Source organism: Reichenbachiella sp. MSK19-1, assembly GCF_003590315.1.
GTDB classification, from domain to species: domain Bacteria; phylum Bacteroidota; class Bacteroidia; order Cytophagales; family Cyclobacteriaceae; genus Reichenbachiella; species Reichenbachiella agariperforans.
Window position 1 is genome coordinate 1 of the sequence record NZ_MIER01000021.1, and the last position, 21,131, is coordinate 21,131.

A 21,131-nucleotide genomic window follows, 5' to 3' on the forward strand; every position below is an offset into this window, starting at 1 on the left:
TATTTCATTAAGACATTATGGTGACTATTGCGAGGGTGTCCACCTCTTCCCATTCCGAACAGAGAAGTTAAGCCCCTCAGCGCCGATGGTACTCCGGTAATACGTGGGAGAGTAGGTCGTTGCCAGTTTTTATCAAAACCTTGATTACAGTGTAGTCAAGGTTTTTTTTCGTCTATACTTTTTGATCCATAAATATTAGCTCAAAGACTGGATCAGTCGGTAAAGTTGGAGGAATAAACTCGATAGACGGGTTCGATATTTTAGTCCAATCATTCAAATTAACCTCAAGGACTTATAAGAGATGGTTATTCACGAAAAAAATAATGAATTTCGAACAATGAATCTTGAATCACGAAGTGATCTACGACCTCTCCCCATGAATACGGAGAGATCTGTTTTATGTACGTTTATTAGCTATCTCATCAATGACATTCGTTAAATTTAAGCCCAAGTAACAATTATCATAATGGCAATAGATATTAAAACAGTTCAGAAGTTAGCTGATTTAGCTAGACTTGATTTGAACTCAGAGCAGGAAGAAAAGATGAGAGATCAGCTGGGTGACATATTGAATTGGGTGGAGCAACTGGATCAGATTGATACGAGTGAAGTAGCTCCGTTAGCTAGTGTAAACGAAGAAGTTTCTGAACTACGTGTGGATCGTGCGAGTAACTATTTTGAACAAGGAGAGGCAGTTGTAAATGCTCCTGAATCTGGTGATAACTACTTTATAGTTCCTAAGGTTTTAGGTTAGTTCTATGAGTGGGATTTTCTTTTGGAAGGGCTGGAGTTTTAGAGAAAGAGTTATTTTATTTGGTTGCTTTTCAGGCCTCCTATGTTTAATAATAGCAGTATTCGTTGTGGATTTCAACCAAGTGTCTTGGTTGTATGATTGGAATGTTACTGCGTTTTTGAATAAGATTCCAGAGGAAGTTTATTCAAAGCACTCAAATTTAATTGAGTCATCTGTGAATACCGATGTGCTTGTTTTGCTTCAAAAGGTTCACGGTACATTTTCGTCTTTGAATTCTATCTACACTGTTGTTTGGTCATTAGCAGTTTATTTTCTTTTGGCGGTTTGTGTTTCCGTTTTTACTTTTCTAAATCGTTTCTGGTTTATTGTATGCGCTGGCTTATTGATCCTTTTGGTGACTTTTAGTGGAGTCGGCAATGTTGCCTTGTTTGGGTTGTCTAGTCAGGTCATTATTTCATCTATAAGTATCATATTGATAAGCTTGGCTTACTATTGTCATGAAGTTAGGACTACAGTTTCTTTTTACCGACGCCTTTTACTTTTCTGCGCTGTTTTTTTTCTAATAGGAACGGTTATACACGTTTTTTCTATTCATGAATCAGCACTTTTAGAGGTTGCATATCAGAGTTATTGGCTTGGCATTATTCTGTCTGCTGTTTTTTCTCTATACGTAGGGCATGAGATAGTGTATGCTATTTTGGTGGTGTCAACAGGTACAGCTAGTGAAGGTTTATCTAAGGGAAATGGGCTTCATTTCATCGTATTTTCATTGCTATACTTGCTGAATGTCGCTTTGGTCTTTATGCGAAACTCGAATTACATCGATTGGGATATTTATTATTTTAATCCCTATTTGTTGTTGGGATTGTCAAGTGTTTTAGGTGTTTGGGGTTTGAGGGATAGAGAAGGGCTTTATCACCGGGTTATGCCTTTCAGACCCTTGGCGTTAGTGGTGTATTTGTCGATGGCAGTAGTGACATTTGGAACAATACTGTATTTGATGATTCAGAGTAATGACCCTGCTTTAGAGGCAATAGAAGATGCGATTGTCTTTGGGCATATAGGAATGGGAGGGTTGTTTTTTATTTATATTCTGATCAATTTCATTACCCTTTTACTCAAGGGACTTCCTATCTATCGCGTAGCATTTAAGGAAGATAATTTTCCGTATGCTACCTCCAAGTTGGCAGGAGTTATTGTTGTAGCTGCATTTTTCTTTGCTTCTAATTATGCTCCGTTTAACCAAGCGGTCTCTGGTTATTTCAATACTGTAGCAGACTTTAACCTCACGCAAGGGAATCGAGACGCTGCTAAGGAATATTACAGGAGAGGAGCGATATATGGAAATATATTAGCTCAGTCTAATACCAATCATCGATCCAATTATATGTATGCACAGCTGTTAGAAAAGGATGAGCAGAAGATGGTTTGGATGGAGAGTGCTACGAAGAAGAATCCCACAGAACAGTCTTATGCTAGTCTTGGCGTTTTGTATGAGCAAAGTAGTTTGTTCTTTGACGCAGTATTTACCTATCAGGCAGGATTGGAGCAGTTTCCGGACAGTTGGGCATTGAATAATAATCTTGGATTGTTGTATGAGCGTATTCAGTTATCTGATTCAGCGGATTATTATTTGAACCAGAACACTAATGCCGTGTTTTGGCAGAAGGATGTATTGATCGCGAATAAGCTTGCATTTCGGGCATTGAGTCCAGAGAGAAAGTCACAGGGCATGTTACAGAAAAGTGGTCGGTTGGATCATCAAGCGAATTGGATGGCTAATCAGGTAGATCGCGATTCGGTAGATGCTAGTATGGGGCTGATTGAGGAGATGAGTTTGCAGCTGAATATATTTTCTTATGCCTATTTGAAAAATTTAGGGTTGGTGTGTGCTAAAAACAGAACAACTGACTTTCTCAGTGTTATTGATCCTTTTTTAGAGTATTCAGGGAATGATGCTTTTAGGAATGAGTTATCTGTCACTAAGGCGATGAATCTATATGCTACTGGTGATGTGAGTAATGCATTTGTTTTGATGAATGATACTTTCGAAAAGTCATCTCAAGCTTTGCCAGATGTGAAGATGTTATTGGGGAAATGGTCGATGGAGCTTAATGCACCTAGATTAGCGGCGAGGTATTTTGAATCTGCCAGAGAATATGCGTATCCGCTGGCGACCGCAGATTTGGCTCAGGCATACGCTATGATTGGTCAACGGTCGGTTGCTCAATATTTGGTAGGGAAGGAATTAAATGAATTAGATTCGTCCAAGACGTCACTAAGGAGCCAGTTAGAGGTGTTGGTAGAGTCATTGGATAAAGAGCCAATTGTATGGAATCAGAATACTGAGGTTTTTGCGCAGGGGGAAGATTTGCTCAAGCATGCTGCTGAAGCTCAGAATAAAGGTCTAGTAGAAGATGCTACAATTTTATATGGGAGATTGGGAGTAAATAATCCTTTTTTCGAGAAGGGCGTTTTACAGGCAGCTAAATTCTTTAATCAGAAGGGAAATGATAAGGATCGAGCTTATGAAATCCTGCGACAGTCTATCGGGGTTAATGAGTATTCTCCTGAACTCATCATGGCGTATATAGACCAGTGTTTATCTATGGGCTTGATAAGTTATGCGGAAGGCACGGTCATTCGTTTGATAGATGTTCTGGATGCAGAAGCGTATCAGCGCTATGAATTAGATTTTGAAGCAAGAAAAAGCCAAGTTGAATCGGAGTTAAACTCCTGGGACTAGTTGATTTTCTTTTTCATAATCCTTTTCGCCTGCACGTACTTCGGTGTGGAGAAAATTTTCTTTTGGAGGTAGTGGGCAGGAGTATTCATGGTTGTAATTGCAGTATGGGTTATAGGCTAGGTTGAAGTCCAATGTGATTCTTTTGGCTCGGTTGAATTCTAAATCTAAATACCTACCTGCTCCATAGGTTTCTTCTGCACTGGTTTCATCAGCGAAAGCTGTGAACAGTTTTCCTTCTCCATCACTTAGATTTTTGAGCACTAGTAAACTATGTGTTTGGTCATTGAGGTCAAAAGTAAGAACGGCATATTTACGATAGGTGCTTGTACTCCCATCTGAATTGCCTAAGGTGACGACACGGTTTTCTTCGATGAGAGAGACCTTTGCGATGACCTTGTAGCTTTCGTCTATGGGGAAGTACTTGAGTTGTATGACGGTGTCTCCCCAGCTGTAGAATGGAGAATTCGATGAGGTACTCAGGAATTGGTCTTTGTCAATTCGCTCTTGGTTGATTTCTTCTATGTAGGCATCTTGAGATGGCGTCTTGTGGGAGTTACTTAGTAGATATATGAGAACAACACAAATGACCGCAATAGGGATAATTTTTTTCATGTCTACATCATGGCTTTATCTGAGAAGCTAAAATAATCATGATCAGTAAAGATCATGTGATCTAGTACAGGTATTTCTAGTGCATGCCCAGCAGTTTGAATTTTCTTAGTGAGTTTAATGTCTTCTTCACTGGGATTGAGGTTGCCAGATGGATGATTGTGTACCAGAATAATGGAACATGCGAGTTCTTCTAGAGCATGTTTAAAGATGATTTTGCTATCCACTACTGTGCCTGTGACTCCTCCAGTACTGATTCGTTCTTGTTTGATTACTTTGTTGGCTCGGTTGAGATATATAACCCAAAATTCCTCATGCATGAGATCCAACATGTGTGGTTTCATGAGTAGAAACAAATCTTCTGAGCAGGTGATTTTAGCTCTTTTCTCTGGTGCGGCTTCTTTTCTCCTTCTGCCTAGCTCCAGTGAGCTGATAATCGAAATTGCTTTGGCTTCCCCTATACCATTGAATTTCTTGAGTTCGTTGAGTGATAGTTTGGCAAGCTGATTAAGGTTATGGTTGACACTCGATAGTATATGCTGTGCCAACTCAACCGCAGAGGAATTTCTCGTGCCACTGCCTATCAAGATGGCTATTAACTCGGCATCTGATAATGCTGCTCTCCCTTTTAAAATTAATTTTTCTCTAGGCCTGTCTTCTTCTGCCCATTTTTTAATGGTCAGCTTGGTTGGATATTCCATAGAGATATGTTTTGCTGTCTCTAAAGATATCTTATTTGAGATCAATACAAAAGAGTAAACAAAAAAAGTCCTGACAGTTAAGCCAGGACTATAGTGTCTTGATAAGCGGAACTAATTAAAGTGCAGCGACAAATTTTGTCAACTGAGACTTTTGGTGAGCAGCTTTGTTTTTGTGAATGATATTGTTTTTAGACAATTTATCAATCATTCCAATCACCTTTTTTAGTAGTTCTTGCGCTTCAGCTTTATCAGTAGTGTTTTTCAACCTCTTTACAAAAGTACGAGTTGTTTTGTTCTGATATCTGTTTCTTAATCTCTTAGCCTCGTTGGACCTGATTCTTTTTAAAGCCGATTTGTGATTCGCCATTATATAAAGTTGTTATTTTCTAATTTCGGACTGCAAATGTAGGGATTCTATATATAAATAAAAATAGTACTTGCATTTATATTATTTATTAATCTAGCTGAATAGTAAGAAAATCAAGGGCTTATAAGCCAACTTTGACTTTCAAAAGTGAAGTGATATTTATGAAGAAATATTTTTTAATAGGATTGACTTTCTATTGCAATCTGATGTACGCACAAAATTTACCGACTATAGGGTTCGCTGATACATTGTCAATTATACATCCGGAGGTTCTGTGTATCGACTCGTTGGCTTTGTATCAAGGTATCGATTCGATTGCTACGGGTGCGATCGAGGCAGGGGCATTTCCGGGTTGTCAGATATTATTGGCTCAAAGAGGACAGGTGTTTTATCATCAATCCTTTGGTTTTCATACTTATGATAGTACTAGAATGGTCGCTAATTCAGATATATATGATCTGGCATCTGTTACCAAAATAACAGCTACGACGTTGGCTCTAATGAAAATGTATGATGAGGAACTGATTGATCTGGATCAGACATTAGGCTATTATTTTGCTGATTTGAAAAGGTCAAATAAGCGAGATCTTACTTTGAGAAAAGTCTTAGCACATCAAGCAGGTATAAAGAGCTGGATTCCATATTATCAGGTTTCTCAGCGGAGAAACGGGAGATACCGTCGAAGGACTATTAGTGCTGACTCCTCGGAGAATTATCCAAATCGCATCCCTGGCTCGGAGTTGTTTTTGTACAAGGATTATTATGATAAAAAAATTCGCCGTATGATCAAACGATCCAAATTGTATGAAGAAGAAGCTTATGTTTATTCTGGATTGTCTTTTTATTTGTTTCCTGAGTTGATAGAGCGAATTAGTGGATTGTCGTTTGATCAATATCTATCCTATACATTTTATAACCCAATAGGGGCAAGTACACTAGGCTTTGAACCCTTGGATAACTATCCTATAGATAAAATAGTCCCGACCGAAATAGATTCTTTTTTCAGAATGACCCCTCTACATGGAGTGGTGCATGACGAAGGAGCGGCTATGATGCAAGGAGTATCGGGAAACGCTGGTTTGTTTAGTAATTCGTGGGATCTCGCCAAAGTGATGCAGATGTGGCTAAATGGAGGCAGTTATGATGGCAAAGAATATCTGAGTGATTCGGTGATTGAAGAATTTACAAGATGCCAATATTGTGATTTGGATAACCGGAGAGGGTTGGGGTTTGATAAGCCGCTCATCACTTATGACTCTATCAAAAGCAGTGTGGCCAAAGCAGCTAGCCCGAGAAGTTATGGACACTCTGGGTATACGGGAACGTTTGTATGGATGGATCCTGAAAACGAGTTGTTGTTTATCTTTCTATCTAATAGAGTTTACCCTTCTAGAGACAATCGAAAAATATATGAACTGAATGTTAGGCCTAATATTCACACTTTGGTCTATGAATTGCTTGAAAAACAAAAATCCTGAACTGGCTTCAGGATTTTGCTTACTTGACTTCTGAGAAGTATTGTATAGGTAATTAATATGTCCGAATTAAAAGTAACTAAAAAAAGTGTAATAAAATAGTAAAGTGCAAAATTTCCTTCGAATAATTACAAAACAGAAAACTGTAACGGGGAGTCTAAATTGGAATTGATGAAAGAGAATGGCATTTTTACGGATTAACGGATTTGATTATGAGGAAAATTTTTGTTCTGGTGATAGGCATGATCCATGCGTTGATGAGTTCGGCTCAGATAGAAGTGTATAGTGATCAAATTTCTTTAGGTCCTATCTTGAACAGTTCCTATGATGAGTCATCAGTAGTCATGAGCCCCGACGAAAGCCAATTGTACTTTACGAGGAAAAATCACCCTGGAAATGTTGGAGGGATTGATGATCCAGGAGATGTTTGGGTGAGTGAACATCAGTTAGATGGGACCTGGTCCGAACCCGAAAATATTAGTGAGTTGAATACTTCAGGCCTGAACCAGATGATAGGCTTTTTGGATATTGAAAGACGTATTCTGTTGAATACCGATAAGGGGTTGATTTCTTATTTTAGGGTAAGTGGACGGTGGTTTGAGTCTGATCCTGTAGAGGTGGAGTATTTCAAGAATAATGGAGAAATATTTACAGCGAGCGTTTCTGATGACGCTAGGTATATGTTATTTGGGATGGAGTCTTTTGGAACGTATGGTGTTGAAGATTTGTACATCAGCCAACTGAAGTCTGACGGGAAGTGGTCATCTCCCAAAAACTTAGGTTCAGTACTTAATACCGCGAATCAAGAAATAACCCCATACTTAGCTTCTGATAACAAGACCCTTTTCTTTTCGTCCAACGGACACGGTGGAGAAGGGAGTTTTGATGTCTTTATGTCCAAGCGGCTAGACGATACCTGGCTCAACTGGTCAGCACCTGTAAATTTGGGCTCTCGTGTAAATACTGAAGGATGGGAAAGTTCTTTTGTGTTGCCTACTGAGAAGGAATACGCCTATTTGATCAGCACGCAGAACAGTGATGGGTACGGTGATTTAAAGCAGGTTCAAGTCGCTATGTCAATCGAAAAGGCTGCACCAGAAGAGAAAGAAGAAGCTCGAGTAATCGCAAAGGAAGAGAAAAGTATCCCGATCAAAGCTGAAGTGAGAGATGCGGTGACACGTCGAGTCATCGTGGGTGCAGAGATAGAAATCACGACTACTCCGATTAATGTGGTGAAAAAGGGTCGAACCAATCGCATGGGGCAGTATACCGCACATGCTCCAGAAGGTGAGCAGTATGATATCAAAGCGCGTGCGTTTCGATATATGACGGGGGAGTTGGAACTGAACATAACCGAGGCACTCAAGGAGGATACTTTGTATTCATTTTATTTACATCCAGTGATCGATGGAGCTACGGTCTCATTGGATCATGTATTGTTCAAACAGGGCAAGAGCGAACTCATTGAAGGCTCTGAAAAAGAGCTTGATCTCGTCGTAGAGATGATGAAATACAACCCTGAGATTACGATTTTCTTATCAGGACATACAGATAATCAAGGTAAAGCAGAGCTCAATTTGGAACTTAGTGAAGATCGTGTCAAGACTGTAGAGAAATACCTGATCGATCATGGCGTGTCAGTTGATCGTATCAGTGGAAAAGGGTTTGGAGGGATGCAGCCTAGAGCAAGTAATGCCAATGCAGAGTCGCGTAAACTTAACAGACGAGTAGAGTTTACGATCCATAAAAAGAATTAGTCCTGATCAGCTATTCGCTGGAATAGTTGATCTATATCACTAGTCTCCTGATATAGCCCAAACCCAAACCGCAATCGATCTTCCCGACTATCTGTGATGATATCTAGTTGTCTTAGTTTGTTTTGGATACTGAGTGCATCAGGTGTTCTAAAAGTTAAGAAATGTCCGTAGCTCGCACTTTTCTCTTGCACATGAATCAGAGCGTCAGTTGATAGACCAAACAAGCCCTGCTGTGTGACTTTCGACAAGAAGTACTCTTGTAACTGCTGAACGTAGGCATGAATTTGCGAAACCGAAAGTTGGTGTTCTTGCCAGAGGTTTAGGACACTGTGCATGCGGTAGAGCCCTGAGGGGTCAGTCGTAGCACCCAGAAACCTCCGTGCATCTGGGGCATAGTTGACGGATCGCTCGTGCTGATCTAGGGAATCAAACTCTGCGAACCAGCCAGTGTACAACGGTCGATATTGATTAGCGCTTCTCGGTACGGTCATGAAACAAACTCCTTCTCCAGATTGTAAGTATTTGTATCCTCCTGCTAGGTAGAAAATCCTGTCTTGGTAGAGAGATAGGTCGGTGGGGATTGCCCCAAAACCATGATAACCGTCCACGACTATCATGGTCTCCTCTGGACATGCCTCGATGATCTCTCCCAAAAAAAAGACTGCTAAACCTGAGTTGAAAAATACTTGACTGATATAGATCATGTTGTACCGCCGGTTTTGGATAGCGGCTAAGATTCGCTCTTTGAAGGACGCAAAGGGCAGCGTTGGGATTTCGGTAATATCGATATGTTCGTACTCCCCGAGACGCTGTGCTTGACGCGAGAAGCTATAGAACTCCGAATCGGTCGTCAGGATACGCAGTGGTGCTGTGAGGTCAAAGCAAGAGACCAAACGAAAAAACAGCGTATGTACATTCGGTGCAAAACAAATTTGGTTAGGAGAATCAATTGATAGTAGGTCTGCCAGTTGGGTTTGGAGTTTGGATTCCAATGGTGCTACAGCTTTACTCCACTTTTCGTCTGCCCATGTGAAGGCATCTAAAATATACTGGTTCTGAGCAGCCATTACACAGTCAGGCCATAGGTGATGACTGTGCGATGCAATATGCAGTTTAGCCCCTATGGCATCTAGGCTCTTGGAGTAAAGGTGTTTGTAGTTCATCGACTTGGGTTTGAACTCAAATTACTCAATGATCCTGTCATCTACCAGTCCTTGGTCAAGACTTTAATTGCAGGCCGTTAACCTGTCGAGGTAGTTTACTACGCAAACGCATTTTAGCCCTGTGATAGGATGGACAGCATGATGACAATGAGTGTACCTAGGATAATGATCTTTCTGAGCTCACGGAGCTCGTGTTCTTGTTGGGTCTTTGTTTTCATGGGCTTAGAAGTTGTATTTTAATCCAAAGGCAATGCCCAGGTTGGTAGGTTTGCCTTGGGTTGTGTTATTAGAGTTGGTGAAATTTGTTAGTGCCTGATTGTAATTCGGTTCTAGTGTGATTTGATACTTCCTAAAAACGACATAACCAAATTCGATACTGGTCATGAAGTTGAAATAGACCGATTCGTAGTTGCTACTGGTATCAAAATCGTTGCTTAATGCTTGGTCATTATTATGATCTCGCAGCGTTGCATCAATCAAGAAATTGGAAGACAGTCCTGTGTTCAGGATAATATTGAATCGCTGATCCAGTAGAATATAGCCCGCTTTGACAGGGATGCTCATGTATTGGTATGCGTTGCTCAACGAAGCTTCTTCTTCAGCTACATCTACGGCTTCCATACGAGACTGATCCAATAGCACAGCATCAGACTCACTGCCTGTCAGTGCATAGTAATCGCCCCCCTGTTGGAGTACTACTGTCTCTGCATCGGCTGTGTTAAAGGACTGGTAGTGAACCCCTGTACTAAGAATGATTCTATTTTTTAGGCGTTTGCCAACGTTCAGGCCAGCCGAGATGGAGTAGCCAGGGTCATACTGGAGCGGTGCTTTGCTGAGTGCGTTAGAGTTAAGTGCCGAAGAGGTGAATTGATTTTGACTATCCATAATAGGGCTGGACATGGCTTGGTTTGCAGTACTGCTAGATTTAAAGGCTGGGTCAAAACTGCCTGACGACATGCTCACTCCAGCCCAAAGCTGCTGCTTGGACTCTTCTTGCATAAATGCAGTGTTCGGTACGCCATAGAGATGTACAGGTAGTGCATTAGGTACTAGTGTAGGGTCCAGTTCCACTGGTATGTTGGTGAGCTGAACCATTTCATTTATATGGGCTGTTCGTGTTCTAAAACCGGCCTTCACTTCTGAACTAGGTATAGTTTCGTCTATGAGGGGCAATTGGATCGATGGGCTGATCGGCTTACTTGCTTTTGGGTTAGATTTTCCTCGTAAGGGTTCCAATACGAGTGGTTGCCCCACAGTGCGTGTGACACCTGTGGGTACAGGGTTTTCTGCTTGTGTAATGCTAGGGGTTGATCGAATAGCCGGGGTTGATTCTGGAGCGGGATCATGGGCTTGCATCGCTGCATTGTCCCAATCTCTTCCCCAGTAGCCTATACCTGATATGATTAGAAGGAGTACGGCTGCCGCTGCGGACCATTGGTAGACTACTAAGCGTTTCTTGTACTGGTTGGCTTCTGCATGGGCGAGCTGACCATCGATAGCCACCCATACGTGCTTAGGCGGTGTTTGTGCTGCTTGGTCAAAGGCAGCTCCCCACTGTTGCTCGAATGATTTATCAGCCTCGTCCATAGTTCTTTTTCGTTTCTTGCATTTTGTCTTGCAGGAGCTGTTTGGCTCGTGCATATTGGGATTTTGACGTCCCTTCGTTGATTTCTAGCATCTCTGCTATTTCTCTGTGTTTGTATCCCTCTATCGCATATAGGTTAAAAATTACCTGACTACTCTGAGGTAGTTCTTTTATCATCTGCAGCAATTCATCCATGCTGTATTCTGATAGATTGGTTGGAGTCGTTCTCGTCTGACTCAGATCCTCTATGTCCACCATGGGGTAGAGGTAGAGTTTGCTACGCTGATGATTCAGTGCAGTGTTGATGACGATTCTTTTGATCCAAAAAAAGAGAGACGAATTGCCTTTGAAATTCTTCAACTGTTTATACACTTTGATAAACGACTCCTGCAACACATCTTCTGCTTCTTGCTGAGCTTTGGTATAGCGCAGACAGATCACATACATCTGCGATGCAAACTGCTGATACAGGCTCTCCTGTGCATGTCGGTCACCTTTTAGGCAGCCTTTAATCAGTTGTTTTTCATCTAGCGTCATTCAAGCAGTCTTATGGATGTTTTTGGTTCGCTCTTAAGACACGACCATTTCTGTTTTGGTTGGAAGGACGACCTAGAAATAAATTTTTCTTCAGAATATTCCTCTTCAAGTCCAAGGCGTATTATCATTGGTGCATGATTCAGATTAGTAACCGAAGACATTTTACTCTTCATTTCGTACTGTTTTTGTGGTTCACCCTTCAGTGTTTTCATGGGGCAGCCCAAAATGGGGAAGTCTATGAAAATAAAAAATATGACAAAGCAGTAGGTGTCGTACAGCTCTACCCGATACTCAATGTCGGCAACCAGGAAATGCAACCTCCTATCGTTCATCTTCAGCAGACGACCGAACTGATGCTGCAGTTCGATATGCTCACAGAAGAGTATGACAATCTTCAAGCCAAAATTATCCATTGTAATGCAGACTGGACACAATCTGTTCTCAATGATATCGAGTTTCTGTACGATTATAACACTTTTGATCTTCGAGACTTTGACTACTCCGAAAATACGCTACAGCTCTATGTCAACTACTGGATGAAAATGCCAAAGGTGAAGGTCTCTGGTAATTATATAGTGCAGGTCTATCATGACAGCCGACCAGATGAGGTAGTTTTGACGAGACGGTTTATCGTCTATGAGCAGTTGGTCAATCTGGATCCAGGGCTACGTTCCTCGACAAGTGTCAGATACAGACAGACCAATCAGCAGATTGATTTTGCATTGTCTTATCCATCGTTACAGGTGAATAACCCTATGTCGGATTTCAAAATCGTACTGCTCCAAAACCACCGCTGGGACAATGCAGTCCAAGGCCTTCTGCCCACAAGTATCAATCAAGCAGCTTCTAAGTTAGAATACAGGCACTTCAATGCTGAGAATGATTTTCGTGGTGGCAATGAGTTCCGTTTTTTCGATATCCGAGTGTACAATTTTAGAGGAATGAATGTCGGGCGAGTAGACAAAGGGGCTCGTAGCATTGACGCTTATGTGATGAGGGACAAAAGCCGTAATCAGTCGGTGTATTCACACAGCATGGATATGAATGGGAGTTTTTATATCACCACCAATGAAGCAGCGGCGAGTTATCTGCAAGCGGACTATATCAATGTGCATTTTGATCTCGCAGTGCAAAAAATCCCAGAGGATATCTATGTGATTGGCGCGTTTAACAATTGGAGAAAGGATCAGTTCAGTCGCCTGACCTACAATGCACAATCGCAATCCTATCAAGCAGAGACACTACTAAAGCAGGGTTTTTATGACTATATGTATTGGGTGGATGGTGAGAATCCATACCGGTTTGAAGGGTCGTTTTACCAGACACAAAATGACTATGAAATCATCGTCTATTACCGTGGATTTACGGATTTGGCAGACCGTGTCGTTGGGTACACTTCCGTCGAAACCGAATTCTGATTGATCGGTTCGCGGTACTTTTGGAAGGGTATGGCGAGTAGGTTGCTTAGTTTTTCGTTTTCCTGAGGATCCATGTGTGTATCTATGCCGTAGCGTATCTGTGTCATCTCCTCTACATAGATGAATGTTCCGAATAACCTGTCCCAGATCGAAAAGATATTGCCATAGTTAGTATCTGTCCAAGGCTGCTGGTAATGGTGGTGAACCTTGTGCATGTTGGGTGTAACGAAAATGTAACTAAGTGCTTTGTCTATTTTAAGTCCGAATATCGGTGTGTTGGCATGTGTCAGGTGAGCAAATAAAACAGACAAGCTTTGGTAGAGCATCACCAACCCTATAGGTGCGCCGATAATCATGACAGCCAAAATAGTGAAAGAAACTCGGAAGACCGTCTCGCCCGGATGATGTCGTAGGCCAGATGTCACATCTATGGTCGTATCGCTATGATGTACGAGATGAAATTTCCACATCCATTTTACTTTGTGCTCTACTAGGTGTACCAGATAGGCACCTATTGCATCCATGAGTAGTATACCTACGATGACTTGTAGCCAGAGTGGCATGTCGAAGATATAGAGCAGCCCGATCTGTCGAGAAGCTACAAAATCAGCAGCCAAGAGTAACAGCCCAGCCATCCCGAACCCTACGATCATCGTTGTGAGTGTGAGGAAAAGATTGGTTCCAGCGTGTTTTATTTTTTGGTAGGGAAATTGAAAAAGAGGGAGAACTCCTTCGAGTATCCAAAATATCACTAGTCCTCCTATCAGAATAGAGGCTCTAAACCAGGTAGGGACCTGAGAGAAGAATTCCAATATTGCTTCCATATCAATGCTGTTTAGACAATAAATCTAACCATTTTTTGACTTGTTTTGTTAATGGGGATTTGATCTGGATGGATTTGTCTTTTCTGGGTTAATGCTTAACTTGAAATTTTCAAACCTCATGGTGTTAAAGCAATTTTTTTGAGGGAACAAACTTCTGTTTTGATCGTGAAAAGTATAGATGCAATAACTTCTATTTGAGGTTTTTGTGTCGAAATTGAATTATTAACCAGTTATTTTTAAACACCTGTAACATGTCAACTTTAAAAGTATACGCCCCGTATGATCAGTCATTGATCAAAGAAATTCCATTGAAATCTGCTGCTGAGATGCAAGCGGCCATTGACCGAGCGCATGACTTGTATGAAGACCGTTCGCAATGGCTCGCCAAGCATGAGCGAATTAAGATTTTAGAAGACATAGCTTTTCTGATGGAGGAGCGCTACGACGAAATCGTTTTTCAATCCGCGCAAGAGGGAGGTAAACCACTCAAGGATACAAAAGTGGAGATGGATCGAGCGATCAATGGCGTCAAGTTGGCGATAGAGAACTTGGGGCATCAGGGAGGACAAGAAGTGCCAATGGGACAGACTGCTGCATCGGTCAATCGAATGGCATACACCATGAGAGAACCGATTGGAGTAGTTGCTTCGGTTAGTGCTTTCAATCATCCCATCAATTTGTTTGTCCATCAGACGATTCCTGCGATAGCGGTAGGGTCACCTGTGATTATCAAACCTGCTTCTACCACACCGTTGAGTTGTCTGATGATGCAGGATATCTATGACGTAGCGGGGTTGCCTGCAGGATGGTGTACTACGATGGTTTGTGATCGTGAGGTTGCAGAACAGCTTGTGACGAGCCCAAAGGTGAATTTCTTTTCCTTCATCGGGTCAGCAAAAGTTGGTTGGGGCTTGCGCGCTCGGTTGGCACCAGGGACACGTTGTGCTCTGGAGCATGGTGGAGTAGCACCCGTGATTGTAGAGCCTGATACGGATGTTAAATCCATGATAACGGGCCTTACCAAAGGCAGTTTCTACCATGCGGGTCAGGTCTGTGTATCTGTTCAGCGCGTGTTTGTCCATGAGTCTATTATGGATGAGGTGGTCAACGAGATGGATACGCTTGCTAGAAGCTTGAAAATAGGTAACCCTGTGTCTGAGGAGACCGAAGTGGGGCCGTTGATTAAGCCTGAGGAAGTCGATCGTGTACATGAATGGGTCACGGAGGCCAAAAATGTGGGTGCAAAAGTAATCTGTGGTGGTGAGAAGATATCAGATACCTGCTATGCACCGACTATTTTGCTCAACCCTCCAGAGGACATAAGAGTTTCTACGGACGAAGTGTTTGGGCCTGTAGTATGTTTTTACAGTTATTCGAACCGAGAGGAGGCCATTGCTAGAGCCAATTCGCTCGATTATGCTTTTCAGGCATCGGTATATACTCAACATATCGATGTGGCATTAGATACAGTAAAGAAACTGAATGCAACCGCAGTGATGGTCAACGATCACACGGCATTTCGGGTAGATTGGATGCCTTTCGGGGGACGAGATAAGTCAGGGCTGGGGATAGGTAGCATACCACACTCCATGCATGACATGACTCGTGAAAAGCTAATGGTGATTAAAAGTGATGTACTATAATCTTTGGAAACTACCTAATCTGATACAGGATGAAACAGACCTTACTCATGATGTTACTATTGGTTTCTGTACTTTCCTTGGTAGCACAAGAGGACAATGTTCCAGAGCCTAACCTTCGGTATGGAGGGAAGGGGTGGGAGCTGAGCTATGGAGAAAACTACCTCATGACGCTGGAGTGGAGACTGCAGTTTCGTTTTGCTGGGATATCGGGACAGCAGACAGGTTTTTATGTCCAAGATGAAGATAACGTTAACAGTACGTTTGCATTGCAGCGGGCTCGTTTGAAAGTAGGAGGGCATGTCTATCAACCTTACTTGAAGTATTATTTAGAGTACGACTTCCCCTCTAATAATCTCATGAACTGGGTGATGACGATAGATAAGTACAAGGGGCTACAGGTCAAAATAGGCCAGTGGAAAATAAATTACAATACGGAACGATACGTGTCTTCAGGTAAACAGCAGTTTGTGGATCGTTCGATTGCCAACCGCTATTTTACATTCGATAGACAGATCGGTGCGATGATTCAGGGAGAGTTATTCGATGGACAGGTTGGTTCGAGCATGTATCACGTCGGGGTGTTTAACGGTACGGGTCGGGGAGCAGTCAACGAGAGCAACGATTACCTCTGGCTAGCACGTTATCAATGGAATTTTTCTAGGACACAGGCCAAGATGTCTTTTGGCGATTTGGAGCGGTCACAGGTGTCAAAGGGTTTTTTGGCAGTGTCTGCAGCGACTAATCAAAGCGCCTATACGAGCTTTTCCAGTTCTGGAGGTGGTGAGTTGCCAGGGTTTTCGCCGGGACTGTCTCGACAGTATCAGATCAATCAACTGGGTGTAGAACTGATGTACAAGTACAAGGGGTTTTCGCTGATGAACGAGAATCACATTAAGACTATCGATGATCAGGTCAATGGAGTACAGACGGATTTGTACGGAGGTTATCTGATGGCAGGGTATTTTTTGAGTGAGTTGATCTCGTTTGTGCCTGAGCCGCTCGAACTGATCGCACGGTATTCAATGGTGAGTTATAGTGACGCCTGGGAAGAAAAAACGACTGAATTGACTCTGGGGTGCAATTGGTTTTTTTCGGGACATAGAAACAAGCTGACCTTTGATTTTTCGTTCCTGAACAATATTGATTTCAATCCTAACGATGATGGACTCAGAGCTAGAGTACAATGGGATGTGTCTTTCTAGTTAGGCAGCTTCTCTTCGAAAAAATTGCGAAGCACTAGCTTCTGTTTTAATATCGCAAATCAATAGATAAGTAGAATCATGAGTGAACAAAAACTAACACACGTATTTTCGCATAGCGTATTATTTTGGTTAAAAGACCCAGAAAATCAAGAGGTCAGAACACAATTTGAGACGGAGGCCAAAAAACTAATTGCATCTTCTGAATATGCACATTTCGGGCATTTCGGTACACCAGCAGGGACAGACCGTCCAGTCGTGGACAATTCTTACACTTACTCGATGATCGTGACTTTTGAATCCAAAGAGGATCATGACAAGTATCAGGTAGAACCTGCTCACCTGCATTTTATCGATCAATGTAAGGTGCTCTGGACGAAGGTGCAGGTCTACGATGCGATTAGTCTGTAGATGCACGTATTTGATAAGAAATTATCGGAAGTAAAGCCTTGGGCAATATTGTGGTTACTAGCGGCTGTGTTTGGAAATCCCGTGTATAATGTGCTAGCCTATATGATTTGTGATGGTTTAGGTTACTCGGCGGAGGTTAGTACCAATGTGACCCAGGTTAGTACAGGGCTTTACATCGTGATATTGCTGATGATATTTGGTGTGCGTTATGTTGTGTACCGTATCGTCTATGTCGTTCGGTTCAAAGAGCAAATGACGACTCTATTTTTCATAGAAGCCTTCGCTGAGCGACATAAGTTTCAGCTCATCAGTTTGGTTACCTTCTTTATGTGGATGAGCGAAGTGGAAGGGAATGTTGCAGGGTTTTTCTATTTTCCGATCACGCTGGGATTGACTTTGACGGTGACTATTGTTACGATCAATCGACTCTTTAGAATGAGTAAATATCTGGCAAAAAATATCTAACGGAAGAGGTCATCAATTTTGTTGACAGGCTTGGTCAAGAACTTGGGTTCAGCAAAACGCATTCCGATGTATATTTTGAAATTATTGATGTTGCGTTGGACATAACTGTCTTCTTCTTTGAGGATCCCTGTGTAAGTGGTAAAAGCGGATATACCTGCAATATATTTTTTGCCATTGTAGCCTAACGCTACTTTTAGTGCTAAAAAATCATCGAGTGTTGTTTTGTTATACCCCTTTCGTAGGTCGGTAGCATGTGCTTTTTCTACCTCAGCGCCCAATCCTAGTGTAAGCGTAGAGGTTAGGAACATGTGTTTTAAAAAGACAAGGCTATACCCATAGCCGCCAGAGATCCCCATTGTGTAAAAATCAGAGTGTCTGAGGTCGTGACTGTAATCTTGGCCTACGAGTCTACTGGGTACAACTGTCGAGTCAGCGGAAAGAGAAAAGTAATTGAAATAGCCTCCTGTGACCCAGGATCCTGCATTTTTGATTTGTCGTTCGGTTTGGGTAAAGGCCGCTTTGTATGAAAATTTTTGATTGTTGAAAATGTATATTACCGCACCGCCCACGTTGACGCTATTGATGTCTGGGCGTTGTGGATAGTTGCGTGCGGAGTATCCAGGGATGTAGGTTTGGGGATTGCTGATATAAAATCCTTTGTAGTTCTGATAGACTAAGTCAAAGACATACTTTCGTAGAAAGAGATTGGACTGGATGCCAATACCGCTAGTTTTTCCATAGCGTTCCTCATCTTTGCTCAAAAATGGTAAGTTGAAAGCAAAGTTGAATAGGACACGATCTATGCTGAAAGCAAAGCCCATTTTTATGCTCTGGTTGGGTTTGTACTTGATGGACGCACCGGTCGAATCATCATGGAGTAGCATATATGCTGGCTGGAGAGTTGTGACCCATCTGAGAGAGACTTGATCAAAGTGATCCGTGATATAGTCAGGATTGTAGTTAAGCGCCGTAGTACTGCTGTCTTCTGCTGTTGATTGTCCCCACCCGATACACGGCACAAGGAGTAAGGGAAGCCATGCGATCAGCCGCCTCATATTATGTATATTGATGAGTTGAAACAAAGCCGGCACCTGATTATAGATACTGGGTCACGTCGACTACTTGCATCCCTGCAGTTTCGGCAGCTACCATGCCCGGTTTTCCATCTTCATATACTACACAGTCCACGGGATCGATACCGATCAGTTCGGCGCATCGGAGAAAGGTCTCAGGGTGCGGTTTGAACTGACTCACGTCGGTGGCTGTCACGACATGTTCGAAGTAGTCGCCTAGTCCGAACATCTTAAACATACGCGTGACGGTTTCCCTGTTGCTACCTGTACCTACAGCCATGGGGAGTTTGCTGTGGTAGGCACGGATGATGTTCATCATAGGCTCGATTAGCGTGATCTCATGGAGGTTGATGTCTACGTATTCACGCTTGCGCCGTAGTGCTGCTTCCACATCGAAATCCGTAATGCCATTTTCCTCTCCGATCATGTGCATAGTGTCTCTCGTCGGGATGCCTCCACGACTCAAGAAGACATCATGAGGATAGGTAATGTCCCAAGGTGCCAGACTATGGTTGTAGGCTTTGAAGTGAAGGGGCATGGAGTCAATGATGGTTCCGTCGAGATCAAAAATGAGACCTTTTACTCCAGCAGGTACTGGGATAGTCACTGTTTGCATATATTATTTCTTTGGAACAAAAATAGAGCTTTGCAGCAGTTTACAGATCGATCTGTTATTTTATTGAGCATAAATGATGAATTTTATCTTTCAAAGTTTAGTTATACTGTCATGTTAATCCTCAAAATACCCGTTGCGTTTCCCGAAAGAGCAAAATTAGAAGCACCTTTCAAAGAACTGTCCTTGGCATACCAAGTGGAGGAATCTCCTGGGCTTGTACAGCCCATGGCACTAAGCGGAAATAAAAGCTATGATGGTCAAGCAGGAATAGATACCCTGATCGCAGAGATGCAAGACTACTATGGGGATGACTACAACTGTAGCTGCGCTCGATGATGGGAAGCTATAGATATGAGGAAGGGTTAGAATCGAAGCGTTTAAGAACGAGGTTTTTGACCATAGAGGATGTGAAGTTATGGTCTGGATTTTATCTCCGAGACGGGAATTCCAAATACCTTTTGAATCTAGGTGGTGATACACCCGAAGACAATGCAAGATTGGCAGTGGAGCGGCAGCTCAAGCGATATGCAGACAATACTTACGGTCTACAGGGCATAATCGAAAAAGAAACAGGTCACTTGATAGGGCAATGTGGGTTGCTGCAACAGTCAGTACATGGCAAGACTGAACTGGAGATTGGTTATCAGCTGTTCAATGATTACTGGGGCCAGGGCTATGCGACTGAAGCTGCTATGCTGTTCAGAGATTACGGATTTAGTCAACTAGGGGCTAATTCGATTATTTCTATTATCGCTACGGATAATGTACCGTCACAGCGTGTAGCTGAGCGTAACGGTATGCAATGTCAGGAGCAAATTTCGTATATGGGTTTTGAGGTCTATATCTACCGCATCCAGCGAAAGGGTTGGGAGTTGCTGTAATAAACGAGCCCCACTCTGCACTAATGAGTCATGAGAACATTAGGAAATATTATTTGGTTCGTTTTTGGAGGTGTCTTTATCGCTATTGAGTATTTAGTGAGTAGTGTGGTTTTGATGGTGACGATAGTGGGAATACCTTTCGGGTTTCAGACTTTGAAAATGGCAGGGTTGGCACTCTGGCCCTTTGGTAGCGAAGTACGTGAGATACCGCAGGCTACTGGATGTCTATCTACACTGATGAATGTGATATGGTTTTTTATAGGTGGGGTATGGATTTGCTTGAGTCATCTAGGTTTTGGGATTTTGTTCGCAATCACGATTATAGGACTTCCTTTTGCCAAACAGCATTTTAAACTGGCCGCTTTGGCGCTGACCCCTTTTGGTAGAGAGGTAGTTGATAGGCGTATATGAGTAACCTGGATTACTTCTTCCAATTTCACGTTATGGTGGATCAGACCGTGACGTTGGGGCAAAAACCAACATCTGTCTGATTCGGAATCAATCCGTATTTCTGGGGGAGAGGTAGTAGATCACTTCGTGATTCAAGATTCATTGTTCGAAATTCATGATTGTTTTTTGTGAATAGCCATCTCTTATAAGTCCTTGAGGTTTTTTTGAATAAAAATATCGAACCTGTCTACCGAGTTTATCCCCCAACTTTACAGACTGATCCCTGATCCGAGACTATTGGTCCACGATGTAGAGTGATTCTAAATAGATTGGGGAGAAACAAATAAAGTATGCACGCATACTTTATTTGTTTGAAATCTTCTGTACTTTAGATGGTATAAAAAAAGGGTTTCTGTTAAGAAACCCTTCTGTTAATGATGTGGTGATGAGTGGGCTCGAACCACCGACTCACGGATTTTCAGTCCGATGCTCTACCAACTGAGCTACATCACCGCGT

21 protein-coding genes, 1 tRNA gene and 1 rRNA gene are annotated in these 21,131 nt (G+C 42.3%); 13 read left to right on the forward strand and 10 right to left on the reverse strand.

Features of this window, described 5'->3' with window-relative positions; genetic code table 11:
- Positions 1 to 16 precede the first annotated feature (16 nt).
- From rrf to BGP76_RS17925, 3 genes are all read left to right on the forward strand, one after another.
- Positions 17 to 128, forward strand: a 5S ribosomal RNA gene (gene rrf / locus BGP76_RS17915).
- A 338-nt stretch (positions 129 to 466) separates the two neighbouring features.
- A complete protein-coding gene (gatC, locus tag BGP76_RS17920) occupies positions 467 to 754 on the forward strand; it encodes an Asp-tRNA(Asn)/Glu-tRNA(Gln) amidotransferase subunit GatC (protein WP_073125423.1) in 288 nt (95 codons plus the stop codon).
- 4 nt (positions 755 to 758) lie between these two features.
- Positions 759 to 3,500, forward strand: coding sequence for a M48 family metallopeptidase (locus BGP76_RS17925; protein ID WP_119845708.1), 2,742 nt, complete (start codon positions 759 to 761; stop codon positions 3,498 to 3,500).
- Here BGP76_RS17925 and BGP76_RS17930 read toward each other — a convergent pair.
- The 3 genes from BGP76_RS17930 to rpsT form a co-directional block, all read right to left on the reverse strand.
- Entirely contained in the window at positions 3,483 to 4,112 is a 630-nt protein-coding gene (locus BGP76_RS17930; protein WP_119845709.1) for a DUF1684 domain-containing protein, read from the reverse strand. The two genes, BGP76_RS17925 and BGP76_RS17930, sit on opposite strands and share 18 nt — an antisense overlap.
- Before the next feature lie 2 nt (positions 4,113 to 4,114).
- Positions 4,115 to 4,810: a DNA repair protein RadC gene (gene radC / locus BGP76_RS17935; protein ID WP_073125414.1), complete on the reverse strand. Its 696-nt coding sequence runs from the start codon at positions 4,808 to 4,810 to the stop codon at positions 4,115 to 4,117.
- Positions 4,811 to 4,925: 115 nt separating this feature from the next.
- Positions 4,926 to 5,177, reverse strand: coding sequence for a 30S ribosomal protein S20 (rpsT, locus tag BGP76_RS17940; protein WP_073125411.1), 252 nt, complete (start codon positions 5,175 to 5,177; stop codon positions 4,926 to 4,928).
- Between the two features lie 161 nt (positions 5,178 to 5,338).
- Between rpsT and BGP76_RS17945 the strand changes: the two genes are divergently transcribed.
- Together BGP76_RS17945 and BGP76_RS17950 are read left to right on the forward strand one after the other, a co-directional pair.
- On the forward strand, positions 5,339 to 6,655 hold the full coding sequence (locus BGP76_RS17945) for a serine hydrolase (protein ID WP_119845710.1): 1,317 nt from the start codon (positions 5,339 to 5,341) through the stop codon (positions 6,653 to 6,655).
- A gap of 209 nt (positions 6,656 to 6,864) precedes the next feature.
- Complete coding sequence (locus BGP76_RS17950) at positions 6,865 to 8,409, forward strand: OmpA family protein (protein WP_119845711.1); 1,545 nt, start codon at positions 6,865 to 6,867, stop codon at positions 8,407 to 8,409.
- Here BGP76_RS17950 and BGP76_RS17955 read toward each other — a convergent pair.
- The 3 genes from BGP76_RS17955 to BGP76_RS17965 all read right to left on the reverse strand — a co-directional run bounded on the left by BGP76_RS17955 (position 8,406) and on the right by BGP76_RS17965 (position 11,694).
- Positions 8,406 to 9,572, reverse strand: a complete 1,167-nt coding sequence (locus BGP76_RS17955; RefSeq protein WP_119845712.1) for an aminotransferase class V-fold PLP-dependent enzyme — start codon at positions 9,570 to 9,572, stop codon at positions 8,406 to 8,408. The two genes, BGP76_RS17950 and BGP76_RS17955, sit on opposite strands and share 4 nt — an antisense overlap.
- Positions 9,573 to 9,794: 222 nt before the next feature.
- A complete protein-coding gene (locus tag BGP76_RS17960) occupies positions 9,795 to 11,159 on the reverse strand; it encodes a hypothetical protein (RefSeq protein ID WP_119845713.1) in 1,365 nt (454 codons plus the stop codon).
- Positions 11,146 to 11,694 carry an RNA polymerase sigma factor gene (locus BGP76_RS17965; RefSeq protein ID WP_119845714.1) on the reverse strand — a complete coding sequence of 183 codons (549 nt, stop codon included), beginning with the start codon at positions 11,692 to 11,694 and terminating at the stop codon, positions 11,146 to 11,148. The genes BGP76_RS17960 and BGP76_RS17965 overlap by 14 nt, the downstream gene beginning before the upstream one ends.
- A 134-nt stretch (positions 11,695 to 11,828) precedes the next feature.
- Here BGP76_RS17965 and BGP76_RS17970 point away from each other — a divergent pair, with 134 nt between their 5' ends.
- Positions 11,829 to 13,112 carry a type IX secretion system plug protein domain-containing protein gene (locus BGP76_RS17970; RefSeq protein ID WP_119845715.1) on the forward strand — a complete coding sequence of 428 codons (1,284 nt, stop codon included), beginning with the start codon at positions 11,829 to 11,831 and terminating at the stop codon, positions 13,110 to 13,112.
- Here BGP76_RS17970 and BGP76_RS17975 read toward each other — a convergent pair.
- Positions 13,046 to 13,936 carry a sterol desaturase family protein gene (locus BGP76_RS17975; RefSeq protein WP_119845716.1) on the reverse strand — a complete coding sequence of 297 codons (891 nt, stop codon included), beginning with the start codon at positions 13,934 to 13,936 and terminating at the stop codon, positions 13,046 to 13,048. The two genes, BGP76_RS17970 and BGP76_RS17975, sit on opposite strands and share 67 nt — an antisense overlap.
- Before the next feature lie 251 nt (positions 13,937 to 14,187).
- Between BGP76_RS17975 and BGP76_RS17980 the strand changes: the two genes are divergently transcribed.
- The 4 genes from BGP76_RS17980 (at position 14,188) to BGP76_RS17995 (ending at position 17,654) form a co-directional block, all read left to right on the forward strand.
- Complete coding sequence (locus BGP76_RS17980) at positions 14,188 to 15,579, forward strand: aldehyde dehydrogenase family protein (protein ID WP_119845717.1); 1,392 nt, start codon at positions 14,188 to 14,190, stop codon at positions 15,577 to 15,579.
- A gap of 29 nt (positions 15,580 to 15,608) precedes the next feature.
- Complete coding sequence (locus BGP76_RS17985) at positions 15,609 to 16,781, forward strand: porin (RefSeq protein ID WP_119845718.1); 1,173 nt, start codon at positions 15,609 to 15,611, stop codon at positions 16,779 to 16,781.
- 78 nt (positions 16,782 to 16,859) lie between these two features.
- The gene (locus BGP76_RS17990) at positions 16,860 to 17,189 is read left to right on the forward strand and encodes a Dabb family protein (protein WP_119845719.1); all 330 of its coding nucleotides are present in this window, start codon (positions 16,860 to 16,862) and stop codon (positions 17,187 to 17,189) included.
- Positions 17,190 to 17,654: a hypothetical protein gene (locus BGP76_RS17995; protein ID WP_147407514.1), complete on the forward strand. Its 465-nt coding sequence runs from the start codon at positions 17,190 to 17,192 to the stop codon at positions 17,652 to 17,654.
- Here BGP76_RS17995 and BGP76_RS18000 read toward each other — a convergent pair.
- Both BGP76_RS18000 and BGP76_RS18005 read right to left on the reverse strand, forming a co-directional pair.
- Positions 17,651 to 18,709, reverse strand: a complete 1,059-nt coding sequence (locus BGP76_RS18000) for a DUF4421 family protein (protein WP_073125373.1) — start codon at positions 18,707 to 18,709, stop codon at positions 17,651 to 17,653. The two genes, BGP76_RS17995 and BGP76_RS18000, sit on opposite strands and share 4 nt — an antisense overlap.
- A gap of 40 nt (positions 18,710 to 18,749) precedes the next feature.
- Positions 18,750 to 19,343: an HAD family phosphatase gene (locus BGP76_RS18005; protein ID WP_119845721.1), complete on the reverse strand. Its 594-nt coding sequence runs from the start codon at positions 19,341 to 19,343 to the stop codon at positions 18,750 to 18,752.
- 111 nt (positions 19,344 to 19,454) lie between these two features.
- Between BGP76_RS18005 and BGP76_RS18010 the strand changes: the two genes are divergently transcribed.
- The 3 genes from BGP76_RS18010 to BGP76_RS18020 are packed head-to-tail and all read left to right on the forward strand — an operon-like array spanning position 19,455 to position 20,635.
- On the forward strand, positions 19,455 to 19,679 hold the full coding sequence (locus BGP76_RS18010; protein WP_147407515.1) for a hypothetical protein: 225 nt from the start codon (positions 19,455 to 19,457) through the stop codon (positions 19,677 to 19,679).
- The gene (locus tag BGP76_RS18015; RefSeq protein ID WP_255416161.1) at positions 19,679 to 20,224 is read left to right on the forward strand and encodes a GNAT family N-acetyltransferase; all 546 of its coding nucleotides are present in this window, start codon (positions 19,679 to 19,681) and stop codon (positions 20,222 to 20,224) included. The genes BGP76_RS18010 and BGP76_RS18015 overlap by 1 nt, the downstream gene beginning before the upstream one ends.
- Positions 20,225 to 20,254: 30 nt before the next feature.
- Positions 20,255 to 20,635 (forward strand): YccF domain-containing protein, encoded by a 381-nt coding sequence (locus BGP76_RS18020; RefSeq protein ID WP_119845724.1) that lies wholly within the window; start codon positions 20,255 to 20,257, stop codon positions 20,633 to 20,635.
- Between the two features lie 419 nt (positions 20,636 to 21,054).
- Here BGP76_RS18020 and BGP76_RS18025 read toward each other — a convergent pair.
- A tRNA-Phe gene (locus BGP76_RS18025) sits at positions 21,055 to 21,127 on the reverse strand.
- Between the last annotated feature and the right edge of the window lie 4 nt (positions 21,128 to 21,131).